This is a genomic window from Pseudomonas sp. 29 (genome assembly GCF_002754355.1).
GTDB lineage: Bacteria > Pseudomonadota > Gammaproteobacteria > Pseudomonadales > Pseudomonadaceae > Aquipseudomonas > Aquipseudomonas neuropathica.
On the sequence record NZ_PEEY01000001.1, the window covers coordinates 1,215,043 to 1,227,500 of the forward strand.

Below are 12,458 nucleotides of genomic sequence, written 5' to 3' on the forward strand. Positions count from 1 at the left end.
CCCTAAACTGTGCCGCAGCAGGACACGCGCCGGCGCATGCAAGGCTCATTGTAAATGTGCCTAAAGTTTTCCAGGGGATGGCCGAAAACATGGCAAGCGTCCAAATTCCCAGAGGTTTTTATCATGGTCATCGATTTCAGCCGTTTGAACAGCTCCTCGTCACTTACGGGCAGTACACGTACCAGCAACGCCAAGGAAACCGCCGAAACCGGTACCTCTGCGCCGCTGAATACCCAGGCCGAACCGGCCAGTACCGCAAAAAGCGGGGAATCGGTACACCTCAGCAATGAGGCTCAACAGTTGCAGAAGGTCACTGACAAGCTGCGCGATCAACCTGCTGTCGACAAAGCCCGTGTGGCCGAGTTGAAAGCCGCGATTGCCGATGGCAGCTATAAAGTCGACAGCAACCGTGTAGCCAGCAAACTGCTCAACTTCGAAGCCCAGCGCTAGGCTTTTGCCGGCGCCAGGCTTTTGGACGCTTAAAACCCAAGGCCAGCCATGCACGACACTAATTTATTGCAATTGATCAACGACGACTTTGCTCCAGCTCAACAATTGCTGGAGTTGCTGCAAACCGAATCCCTCGCGTTGCACGGTCGCGACATGCCCTTGCTGGAAAACATTCTGGCGCATAAACAGGCATTGATCATTCTGCTTGAACAGCATGGCCGCAAGCGCAGTGAAATCCTCGCCAGCCTCAACTTGCCGACAGACCGCAGCGGTCTGGAGCAACTGGCTGGCCAGTCGAGCATTGGTGAGCAGTTGTTGGCGCAAGGCGATGCATTGACCGATCTGATCGCTCAATGCCAGGCCGCCAACCTCAAGAACGGCCAGTCGATCCAGATCCAGCAGGCCGCCACGGCCAATCAGCTGAAGATCCTCACCGGCGGTGAAGCGCCAGCGCTTTATAACGCCAGCGGTACATTTGCCAAACCCGCCACACCGCGTCCGCTCAGCCAGGCATGAGCCGTTGATGCGCCAGCTCTATCAACCCGCGAAACATGCTGGCAAAATGCTGGCTAGTCGTCATATTTTGTCTGGAGATTGATAAACCGTGTCCAACGCCCTCAGCGCGGATGATGCTCCGCAGCCCCCTAAGGTGCTTACCACGCCACTGGAAATCTCCAGCAACCTGCGCCAGCTGCAAGAAAGCCACGATCCGCTGATCATCACCTTTCATGAGCGCAGCCAGCGCTTCCAGAGCTATCTGATCAAAGTCGACCGCGACAGCGCTACGATCGCACTGGACGAGATGATCCCGCGTGATGGCGAACGCTTCCTGCAGGCCGGTGAGCCATTCAAGGTTGAAGGTTTTCATGAAGGCGTGCGCATCGCCTGGGAATGCACCGGCACGCTGAATATCGAAGAATCCGAGGGTGATCGTTTCTACACCGGCGCACTGCCGACTGAAGTGGTTTACCACCAGCGCCGCAATGCCTTCCGCGCGGCACTGAAACTGACCGATCTGGTCAGCGTTGAACTGGGCGGCGAAAAACTCAAGGCGCCAATCAACGGCAAACTGCTGGATATCTCCGCGACCGGCTGCAAACTGCGTTTCGAAGGTGATATCACCGACCGCCTGCAATTGGGCCAGGTTTATGACCGCTTGATCGCCCCGCCACTGTTCGGCAACCAGCCGATCTCCGTCGAATTGCGCTATCTGCATTTCGAAGAAAAACTCAACATTACCTTTGCCGGTCTGCGCTTCCACAACATCAGTGGCCAGGCTGCGCGCAACGTTGAGCGTTTCGTGTATCAGTTGCAACGTGAAGCACGCCGTTTCGACAAAGACGATCTCTGATTCGTTGCGGCCAATAAAAAGGGCAGTCCTTGGCGGGACTGCCCTTTTTTATGCGCGATGTTTTTTGTTCAGTTCAGGGTCTACCGCCGCTGAGATCAGGCGCGGGTTTATCGGTATCCGATTCGACTTCTGCCGCAGGCTCTGACGGAGTATCAGCTTCAGGCTCGGGACTTGCCGGCGCCTGCACAGGGTCTTGCACCATCTGCTCCTGCACCACCTGCTCGTCTACCCGAGGATCGAGGGCCGCCACCAGCGGTGAGCTGGACATGCTGTCCGGCATGGCCACGTGATGCAGCGGCGCGTCGTCGACCTGATGCAGATTGGTCACCGCTTTCGGCCGGATCCGCCACACCAGCACCAACGCGAAGAAGCTGAAGAACGCATACAGGCTCTGGCTGCCAAACAGCTTCATCAACACGCCCGCAAGCAACGGCCCGATGCTCGCACCGACACCATAAGTCACCAGCAGCATCGCCGTCAGCGACACGCGACGATCGCCTTCCACATGGTCATTGGAGAATGCCACCGCCAGTGGGTACAGACAGAACTGCACCAGTGAACACAGGAAACCAACCCCGAACAACACCTCCAGCGGAACCTGCGGCAGCACGGCCAACGGCAACGCCGCCACCGCCAGAAACCCGGCAAAGCAGCGAATCAACAGCGCCCGGTCATAACGATCGGACAACCAGCCCAACGGCCACTGCACCAGCAAACCTGCAAAGATGCAGCTACCCATGAACAGACCGACCTGCTCGGTCGAAAGCCCTTGCTGCGAGGCATACAGCGGCGCCAGACCGTAAAACGAGCCGATGATCAAACCGGCACCCAGCACCGTACTCAACGACTGCGGTACGCGCTTGATAAAGAAGCGTGGCTCCATCGGCGCCGGATGCAGTGGCGCCGGGTGAATCCGCCGCGTCAATGCCACGGGCACCAGACACAGGGCGAAACACAGCGCGACCAGCATCAGCAGTTCCAGCCCCAGGCCCGGGTGCATGACCAGAATCAGTTGGCCGAGGACCAGGCCCAGGTACGAAGCGATCATGTAGCCGCTGAACACCAGGCCACGCTGATTGACGTCCGCCTGTTCGTTGAGCCAGCTCTCGATCACCATGTACTGGCACATCATGCCCAGACCGACGATGGTCCGCAGCACCAGCCACGCCGGCAGCCAATCGACCAGACCGTGGCCAAGCACAGCCGCCCCAACGATCCCGGCACAGGCCGAATAAGCACGGATGTGCCCGACCCGGGCAATCAGTCGGTGACCGATCTTGCCGCCCAGCACCAGACCGAAATAGTTGGCCGCCATCAACGCGCCGACCCAGAGGCCGTCGACATTGTCAGCGGCCAGTCGCAATGCCAGATAAGTGGATAGAAGGCCCGAGCCGATCAACATCATCAGCGAGGCGAAATACAGTGCTCGAAAGGATTTCCAGATTTGGCGCATCGGCGTTCCGAGCGGCTCCTTGCAGTAAATATCGGGCTACCAGAACGATAGCCCGATGGCGGCGGTACGTCAGGCCTGGGCTGCTAGAACACGTCGTTCCCAGGGAGTGATTTCATCAAAGAAGCTGGTCAACTCCATGGTCTTCGAAGCGATGTAGCCTTCGATGAACTCCGGTCCGAACAGTTCCCTCGCCAATTGGCTACGTTTCAGACGTTCGAGCGCGGCGTGCAAGGTACACGGCAGCGCAAGATTGTCCGGCACCGCGAACTCGCCCTGAATCGCTTCGCTCGGTTCCAGCTCATTCTCGATCCCGTGCAAACCGGCAGCCAGACTGGCGGCGATCGCCAGATACGGATTCGCATCGGCGCCCGGCAAACGGTTTTCCACCCGACGGGCAACCGGCGAGCTGGCCGGAATTCGCAGGCCGGCCGCCCGGTTGTCGTGCGACCAGCAGGCGTTGTTCGGTGATGCGTACGGATGGCACAGGCGCTGATAGGAATTCACATTAGGTGCAAACAGTGCGGTGAAATCAGCCATGCCCGCCTGCTGGCCACCGATGAAGTGACGGAACATCGCGGTCGGCTCACCGTGCGCATCACTGAAGACATTCTTGCCGCTAGCGGTCTCGACGATGCTCTGATGAATGTGCATCGAACTGCCTGGCGTGTGTGCCAGCGGCTTGGCCATGCACACCACGGTCAAGCCGTGTTTAAGCGCGACTTCCTTGAGCAGGTGCTTGAACAGGAACGTCTGATCGGCCAGCAGCAGTGGATCACCGTGCAGCAGATTGATCTCGAACTGGCTGACGCCCATCTCGTGCATGAAGGTATCGCGCGGCAGACCGAGTGCCGCCATGCACTTATAGACTTCGTTGAAGAACGGCCGCAGACCGTTATTGGAACTGACGCTGAACGCCGATTGGCCATCCTCGCGACGCCCGTCAAGGCCTACTGGCGGACGGAATGGCTGGGTCGGATCGGCATTCGGCGCGAAGACAAAGAATTCCAGCTCGGTCGCCACCACCGGCGCCAGGCCGCGCGCGGCATAACGGGCAATGACTTTCTTGAGCTGACCGCGAGTCGACAGGTTGGAGCTTTCGCCGCTCAACTCATCGGCATCGCAAATCGCCAGGGCACGCGGGTCGTCACTCCATGGCAATCGATGGATCTGGGTCGGGTCGGTAATCAGGGCGAGATCGCCGTCGTCGCTGCCGTAAAACCGTGCTGCCGGGTAACCGCCCATGATGCATTGCAACAGCACGCCACGGGCCAGTTGCAGACGCCGCCCTTCGAGGAAACCCTCAGCGGTCATCACTTTGCCGCGCGGCACGCCATTCAGATCCGGCGTAACACATTCAATCTCATCAATGCCGGTCAATCGCTGCGCGAGTGAACCCTGGCCATCGGTTGTCATGACGCAATCCTTGTTATTGTGCGAGCCGCGAACGGCGACCCGCACAAAATAGGCTCCGGCTGTTCGGAATATCAAGCAGCGTCAAACAAAAACCTGTGTCACGGCAGATAAAGGCTGAACACCCCGCCGCCAAGCGGTCCGCCGTTGCGGATTTCGGTGCGCCCTTCGACACCATTGCGCTGATGCAGCGCCGCGATACGATTGGCGAAATACAAACCGAGCCCGGTGCTGCCACTGCTGTGATTGATGCCCTGTACATAATCGGCCTGGCGCTCGAGCATCTCGGCCGGATAACCGTCGCCGTCGTCGTTGATACTCAGCACCAGTTGCCCGGCCTCGTCACTGACGGTGATCAGCAGCGATTCGCGGGCGTAACGAATGGCGTTATTGATGCAGTTGCCCAGCACCGAGGCAATCAGCTCACGGTCGAAGAAACCCAACGGACTCAGCGGATCGACTTCATAGGTGGCGATGATCCCGCGACTGGCAAACACTTCCTGATGCGCCGCCAGTTGCGCCTCGATAAAGTCATCGAGTTCGTGATACGCCGGTTGCAGCGGCATCTGGTTGACGCCGAGCTTGTACAGCCCGAGCAGTTGCACCAGCATGCCGTTGAGATGGGCAAACTCGAAGTCGATCACACCCTGTTCCGCGCCTAGCCGTTGCGCCTCAGGCAACCGCGCCAGCCATTGGCTGTGGGCCTGCATGAGCATGGCCAGCGAGTTCTTCATGTCGTGGACGGTGGAGGCGATCACCGTAGAAAAATCCAGAGCTTGCTCGTCGTGGTTCATTCGCCAAACGCCTTGCTTTTCAGCTTCTGATAACGCGCAAAACGCGCGTCGGTGTCGGGCATCAGGCCAACCATTTTCAGGCAGGCCCGACATTCTTCCAGTTCCGCCGACGGCACACTGGTGTCGGTGCCGTGGAGCAGCGACTGGGCCATGTTCAGCGCGATACTGATGTTCTTCGGTTGCATCTTCAGCGCCTTGCGGAACACCTCACGGGCCTCCACCAGGTTGCCGGTCTTGTACACGCGCACGCCCTGACGGTTGAGGTCAGCAGCGGCGTTGCTGGAACTGAGGATGGTCGGGTCATCAGTGAGCTTGGCGATGTCTTTCATTACTGCCGGATCGTCACCGTAGATCTCTGCGCAGCTCTTGAGCATCGAGGTGCCCGCCTCGGCCTGTCCGAGCATCTGCAATTGCTTGGCGACCAACAGCGCAGCTTCCGGACTCATGAACTGCTCCATGCCGTCGAGGCGCATCAGCGCTTGCTCGGTGAGCTTGTCAGCGGTCTCGGCATCGTTGAGCAACAGACTGGTGGCTTTCATCAGACGCGCACGAATCTGCAGGCCGGGGTCGCTCGGGTTTTCTTTGGCCACCGCACTGAGCGTGGTGTTGATCTCCAGGCGTGTGCGCGTGTCGAGACCGCGCTCACTGCCTTTGCTGATCAGCGCGTGAGCCAGGCCGAGATTACTTTCCGGATCCTTGAAGCGCGACTGCGCGCCTTGCGCTACGGCCTGACGATAGGCGCGAGACGCGGTGTCGAAGTCTTCGTTGGCCATCGCCAGTTTGCCCAGCAACGCCTGCCGACGCACCGCCAAGGGAGACAGGCGAATCGCCTCCTCCAGCACCCGTTGCGCACCTTTGCTATCGCCTTCGGCGACCAGTACATCGGCCATGCCGTCGTACAGCGCCGGCATCATCGGGAACACCTTCAGGGCCTTTTCATAAACGCCCTTGGCTTGCGCCACCTGGCCACGCTTGAACAGCAATTTGCCAAGTCCGGCAAATGCCCATGGCAACGGCCGGTCAGCAATGATGCTGTCATAGAGACGTTCCAGCGCTTCGTTCTGATTCATCTCGCGCAGCGCATCGGCGCGATAACGCAGGCACAGCGGTGAATAGCGAATGTCCTGCTTGCACAGGGCGATGCAGGCATTAAGCACCTCGACCGGTTTGCCGCGATCGAGGGCTTGTAGAATCGGCTTGAGCAACGTCTTGCGCTGTTCCAGACGCTCCAGGCGCTGGGCCAGGCCGGAGCGGTTGAACGGCTTGGTCAGGTACGCATCCGGTTCGTGCTCCAGAGCACTGAGCACCATCGCCTGACTGGTCTCGGCCGTCACCATGACAAACACCGCTTCATGGCTGATGAGCTTTTCCGACATCAGATCTTCGAGCACCTGCTGGCCATTCTTCTTGCCATCGCCGAGATGGAAATCCTGCAGGATGAAATCATAGGACTTTTGCGCGCACATCTTCAGCGCCTGCTCACCGGTGTCGGCCGTGTCGACGTCCTTGACCCCGAGCTCACGCAGCATCGAACGCACGGAACTGCGGAAATCCGAGAAATCATCGACGATCAGAAAGCTTTTTTGGTGATACGACAGCATCGAAGATTTCCAGGCAATTGAAGTGAGGGCAATTTCAGGCGCGCAGATGATAGCTGGCGGCAAAATGCTATCAAGCGATTTCGCGCGACTTTTAAGTCACCGAATGGGTTATCGGCCAGAAGTGCGGTTCCCTGAAGCCAGCGCTTCAAGATTCCTCTGCGAGCATTTACCCTGCGCACCAGGACAACTTCCCACTACAAGGCTTACATCGTGGACATCAAAGGACGCTACATCGTGTCCGCCTGCGCTCTGCTGTTTGTTCAGCAGGCAATGGCGGCTGGAATGGATTGCACAAAAGCGGCGAATGCCGTCGAAAACACTGTTTGCGCGAACAAGTCGCTGTATGAACTGGATGCGCAGATGGAGGTGGTTTATCGGGATTTATTCAAGGTTTCTGCTCCCGCACAACCTGAGCTCAGGCGCACTCAACGACTGTGGCTGAAAGCCCGCAACGAATGCGCCGAAGACATTTCGTGCCTGGATCAGCACTATCGCGAGCGCCTGCAAGTGCTGCTGGCACAGTGGCAGGCAGCCGTTGCCTATCAACCGGATGACCTCGATGAACAGGCGCTGGACGACCTGCAAAAGAGCATTCAAGCCGCCAGTAAAGATGATCCCGAATTTGCGCTGGACCGAGCACTCGCCGCGCTCGCCGTGAAAACAACTGCCGGCGGTTTTCACGGCGATGCCAGTGAAGAGGATTCGTCGATAACGCACTTTCCGACTGCACAACCCAAAGGCGTTACTGCAAATGAATGGCGAGCCTTGACCGCTTCGCGGATCACTGACGCTGCCGAAACCGGCCTGACCTCTTACACTTTGCAGGATCTGGATGGCGACGGGCAGCGCGATCTGATTGTGAATACCTACGCTGGGGGCACAGGTCTGTTCACCTATGTGGAAACCTGGCGTCGCGATGGAGAACGGTTCGTCAAACGCTCTGTTGAGCCCGGAAGTTCGCTGTTCTACATCAACGATCGCGGTGCCAATCAGTCGGTAGACTGGATAAACCTGCGTGGCAAAACTTACGCGGCTTATCGAAACAGCGAGTACGGCGTTGATCGGATCTACTTGCTCAACCCGCTGCAAATCAACGTCCAGGTGCCTACGGTGACGATCCGTTATCACTACGACCTCGACGCGCCCGTTCTTCAACACAAAGATGACGGCAACAGCACGTTTGAACTCGAACCCGATCTGCACCGAGCGCTCAATCTGGCAGTGGCGAAAGTAAATGAAACCGCTGCTATCCCTTCAAAAGAACCGCTCTGCCCTATTCCGGCTACCGGCGCCGGTGAAAACGATTACTACAGCTTTGGCCCGGCGCATTACAGCATTGAAAAAGTAGCCGACCTGCCAGTCTTCATTGGCAATGATTGTTACATCGGCGCCTTGATCGACTGGTTCGGCAGTTACAGCGAAAAGAATGGTTTGTTCGCGCAACTGGCATTGCGTAAACCGGACAGCGATGACGGCAGCCGCACATACGAAGTCTACGGTCGCCGACACATAACCGAAGTCAGTACCTCAATGGGTAAAATTGAGCTGAACGAGGGTTAACCGCGTATCCAGTCTGATGTTGAAGATCAATGATGCAGTCGCGGCACGTTGTGGCAATTCGTCGGCTTTTGTATTTGAACTTGATAGTCTTCCCGAACTTTTTATCCCTGATAAACTTTCCTGCGGGCAAAACAAAACCCCAACTGCTTTCGCAATTGGGGTTTCGGAATTTAATCTTGACGATGACCTACTCTCACATGGGGAAACCCCACACTACCATCGGCGATGCATCGTTTCACTGCTGAGTTCGGGATGGGATCAGGTGGTTCCAACGCTCTATGGTCGTCAAGAAATTCGGGTACTGACTCGTGACCTTGTGGTCTCGCTTCAGCAAATTGGGTATGTGACAGCTTTCGGTGTTTTGTGAACATCGAACTTTCGGTTCGTTTCGTCTTCACACACCGCAATCTGGTCTCTTCGACGCAAATTGCTTGGGTGTTATATGGTCAAGCCTCACGGGCAATTAGTATTGGTTAGCTCAACGCCTCACAGCGCTTACACACCCAACCTATCAACGTCGTAGTCTTCGACGGCCCTTCAGGGAACTCAAGGTTCCAGTGAGATCTCATCTTGAGGCAAGTTTCCCGCTTAGATGCTTTCAGCGGTTATCTTTCCCGAACATAGCTACCCGGCAATGCCACTGGCGTGACAACCGGAACACCAGAGGTTCGTCCACTCCGGTCCTCTCGTACTAGGAGCAGCCCCTCTCAAATCTCAAACGTCCACGGCAGATAGGGACCGAACTGTCTCACGACGTTCTAAACCCAGCTCGCGTACCACTTTAAATGGCGAACAGCCATACCCTTGGGACCGGCTTCAGCCCCAGGATGTGATGAGCCGACATCGAGGTGCCAAACACCGCCGTCGATATGAACTCTTGGGCGGTATCAGCCTGTTATCCCCGGAGTACCTTTTATCCGTTGAGCGATGGCCCTTCCATACAGAACCACCGGATCACTAAGACCTACTTTCGTACCTGCTCGACGTGTCTGTCTCGCAGTCAAGCGCGCTTTTGCCTTTATACTCTACGACCGATTTCCGACCGGTCTGAGCGCACCTTCGTACTCCTCCGTTACTCTTTAGGAGGAGACCGCCCCAGTCAAACTACCCACCATACACTGTCCTCGATCCGGATAACGGACCTGAGTTAGAACCTCAAAGTTGCCAGGGTGGTATTTCAAGGATGGCTCCACGCGAACTGGCGTCCACGCTTCAAAGCCTCCCACCTATCCTACACAAGCAAATTCAAAGTCCAGTGCAAAGCTATAGTAAAGGTTCACGGGGTCTTTCCGTCTAGCCGCGGATACACTGCATCTTCACAGCGATTTCAATTTCACTGAGTCTCGGGTGGAGACAGCGCCGCCATCGTTACGCCATTCGTGCAGGTCGGAACTTACCCGACAAGGAATTTCGCTACCTTAGGACCGTTATAGTTACGGCCGCCGTTTACCGGGGCTTCGATCAAGAGCTTCGCGTTAGCTAACCCCATCAATTAACCTTCCGGCACCGGGCAGGCGTCACACCCTATACGTCCACTTTCGTGTTTGCAGAGTGCTGTGTTTTTAATAAACAGTCGCAGCGGCCTGGTATCTTCGACCGGCATGAGCTTACGGAGCAAGTCCTTCACCCTCACCGGCGCACCTTCTCCCGAAGTTACGGTGCCATTTTGCCTAGTTCCTTCACCCGAGTTCTCTCAAGCGCCTTGGTATTCTCTACCCAACCACCTGTGTCGGTTTGGGGTACGGTTCCTGGTTACCTGAAGCTTAGAAGCTTTTCTTGGAAGCATGGCATCAACCACTTCGTGTTCTAAAAGAACACTCGTCATCAGCTCTCGGCCTTAAGATCCCGGATTTACCTAAGATCTCAGCCTACCACCTTAAACTTGGACAACCAACGCCAAGCTGGCCTAGCCTTCTCCGTCCCTCCATCGCAATAACCAGAAGTACAGGAATATTAACCTGTTTTCCATCGACTACGCTTTTCAGCCTCGCCTTAGGGACCGACTAACCCTGCGTCGATTAACGTTGCGCAGGAAACCTTGGTCTTTCGGCGTGGGTGTTTTTCACACCCATTGTCGTTACTCATGTCAGCATTCGCACTTCTGATACCTCCAGCAAGCTTCTCAACTCACCTTCACAGGCTTACAGAACGCTCCTCTACCGCATCATCCGAAGATGATACCCGTAGCTTCGGTGTATGGTTTGAGCCCCGTTACATCTTCCGCGCAGGCCGACTCGACTAGTGAGCTATTACGCTTTCTTTAAAGGGTGGCTGCTTCTAAGCCAACCTCCTAGCTGTCTAAGCCTTCCCACATCGTTTCCCACTTAACCATAACTTTGGGACCTTAGCTGACGGTCTGGGTTGTTTCCCTTTTCACGACGGACGTTAGCACCCGCCGTGTGTCTCCCATGCTCGGCACTTGTAGGTATTCGGAGTTTGCATCGGTTTGGTAAGTCGGGATGACCCCCTAGCCGAAACAGTGCTCTACCCCCTACAGTGATACATGAGGCGCTACCTAAATAGCTTTCGAGGAGAACCAGCTATCTCCGAGCTTGATTAGCCTTTCACTCCGATCCACAGGTCATCCGCTAACTTTTCAACGGTAGTCGGTTCGGTCCTCCAGTTAGTGTTACCCAACCTTCAACCTGCCCATGGATAGATCGCCCGGTTTCGGGTCTATTCCCAGCGACTAGACGCCCTATTAAGACTCGCTTTCGCTACGCCTCCCCTATTCGGTTAAGCTCGCCACTGAAAATAAGTCGCTGACCCATTATACAAAAGGTACGCAGTCACAGAACAAAGTCTGCTCCCACTGCTTGTACGCATACGGTTTCAGGATCTATTTCACTCCCCTCTCCGGGGTTCTTTTCGCCTTTCCCTCACGGTACTAGTTCACTATCGGTCAGTCAGTAGTATTTAGCCTTGGAGGATGGTCCCCCCATATTCAGACAAAGTTTCTCGTGCTCCGTCCTACTCGATTTCATGACTAAGAGATTTTCGCGTACAGGGCTATCACCCACTATGGCCGCACTTTCCAGAGCGTTCCGCTAATCTCAAAGCCACTTAAGGGCTAGTCCCCGTTCGCTCGCCACTACTAAGGGAATCTCGGTTGATTTCTTTTCCTCAGGGTACTTAGATGTTTCAGTTCCCCTGGTTCGCCTCTTGCACCTATGTATTCAGTACAAGATAACCATCTTATGATGGCTGGGTTCCCCCATTCAGACATCTCCGGATCAAAGTCTGTTTGCCGACTCCCCGAAGCTTTTCGCAGGCTACCACGTCTTTCATCGCCTCTGACTGCCAAGGCATCCACCGTATGCGCTTCTTCACTTGACCATATAACCCCAAGCAATCTGGTTATACTGTGAAGACGACATTCGCCGAAAATTCGAATTTCTCAATTAAGAGAACTCACAAATTTTACCTTAGCCTGATCCGTTACCAGTGAAAGTAACGTTCAGTCTATCTTTCTATCACATACCCAAATTTTTAAAGAACGAACTAGTCAAAGACTAGAAATCAACATTCATCATCATCTTGATGGAATGCTCATTTCTAAGCTTTATACAAGAGAAGCAGTAGTGGTGGAGCCAAACGGGATCGAACCGTTGACCTCCTGCGTGCAAGGCAGGCGCTCTCCCAGCTGAGCTATGGCCCCGTATTTCTACAGGCGTTTCCCACACAAAATTGGTGGGTCTGGGCAGATTCGAACTGCCGACCTCACCCTTATCAGGGGTGCGCTCTAACCAACTGAGCTACAGACCCAATTTCGGGCTGCTTCTTTCGTCTTCTTCAATGAATCAAGCAATTCGTGTGGGAACTTATGGAGCAGCTGATGT

General features: G+C 55.9%; 8 protein-coding genes, 2 tRNA genes and 2 rRNA genes. 4 read left to right on the forward strand and 8 right to left on the reverse strand.

The window, feature by feature from the left end:
- Positions 1–123 precede the first annotated feature (123 nt).
- The 3 genes from flgM to CLU80_RS05685 all read left to right on the forward strand — a co-directional run bounded on the left by flgM (position 124) and on the right by CLU80_RS05685 (position 1,801).
- Positions 124–450 carry a flagellar biosynthesis anti-sigma factor FlgM gene (flgM, locus tag CLU80_RS05675; protein ID WP_077574151.1) on the forward strand — a complete coding sequence of 109 codons (327 nt, stop codon included), beginning with the start codon at positions 124–126 and terminating at the stop codon, positions 448–450.
- A gap of 48 nt (positions 451–498) precedes the next feature.
- A complete protein-coding gene (locus tag CLU80_RS05680) occupies positions 499–966 on the forward strand; it encodes a flagella synthesis protein FlgN (RefSeq protein WP_099756941.1) in 468 nt (155 codons plus the stop codon).
- An 88-nt stretch (positions 967–1,054) separates the two neighbouring features.
- Entirely contained in the window at positions 1,055–1,801 is a 747-nt protein-coding gene (locus CLU80_RS05685; RefSeq protein ID WP_093442101.1) for a flagellar brake protein, read from the forward strand.
- 73 nt (positions 1,802–1,874) lie between these two features.
- On the opposite strand, the gene CLU80_RS05690 is transcribed toward CLU80_RS05685, so the two are convergent.
- The 4 genes from CLU80_RS05690 to CLU80_RS05705 form a co-directional block, all read right to left on the reverse strand.
- Positions 1,875–3,254, reverse strand: a complete 1,380-nt coding sequence (locus CLU80_RS05690; RefSeq protein WP_099756942.1) for an MFS transporter — start codon at positions 3,252–3,254, stop codon at positions 1,875–1,877.
- A 69-nt stretch (positions 3,255–3,323) separates the two neighbouring features.
- The gene (locus tag CLU80_RS05695) at positions 3,324–4,565 is read right to left on the reverse strand and encodes a glutamine synthetase family protein (protein WP_286079814.1); all 1,242 of its coding nucleotides are present in this window, start codon (positions 4,563–4,565) and stop codon (positions 3,324–3,326) included.
- A 200-nt stretch (positions 4,566–4,765) separates the two neighbouring features.
- Positions 4,766–5,458, reverse strand: coding sequence for a sensor histidine kinase (locus CLU80_RS05700; RefSeq protein WP_093442086.1), 693 nt, complete (start codon positions 5,456–5,458; stop codon positions 4,766–4,768).
- Complete coding sequence (locus tag CLU80_RS05705) at positions 5,455–7,059, reverse strand: tetratricopeptide repeat-containing response regulator (RefSeq protein ID WP_093442081.1); 1,605 nt, start codon at positions 7,057–7,059, stop codon at positions 5,455–5,457. The genes CLU80_RS05700 and CLU80_RS05705 overlap by 4 nt, the downstream gene beginning before the upstream one ends.
- A gap of 210 nt (positions 7,060–7,269) precedes the next feature.
- Here CLU80_RS05705 and CLU80_RS05710 point away from each other — a divergent pair, with 210 nt between their 5' ends.
- The gene (locus CLU80_RS05710) at positions 7,270–8,619 is read left to right on the forward strand and encodes a lysozyme inhibitor LprI family protein (RefSeq protein ID WP_099756944.1); all 1,350 of its coding nucleotides are present in this window, start codon (positions 7,270–7,272) and stop codon (positions 8,617–8,619) included.
- A 174-nt stretch (positions 8,620–8,793) separates the two neighbouring features.
- Here the strand turns inward: CLU80_RS05710 and rrf are convergent.
- From rrf to CLU80_RS05730, 4 genes are all read right to left on the reverse strand, one after another.
- A 5S ribosomal RNA gene (gene rrf, locus CLU80_RS05715) occupies positions 8,794–8,909 on the reverse strand.
- 152 nt (positions 8,910–9,061) lie between these two features.
- Positions 9,062–11,955, reverse strand: a 23S ribosomal RNA gene (locus CLU80_RS05720).
- 246 nt (positions 11,956–12,201) lie between these two features.
- Positions 12,202–12,277 (reverse strand) — tRNA-Ala (locus tag CLU80_RS05725).
- A gap of 30 nt (positions 12,278–12,307) precedes the next feature.
- Positions 12,308–12,384, reverse strand: a tRNA-Ile gene (locus tag CLU80_RS05730).
- Positions 12,385–12,458: the final 74 nt, after the last annotated feature.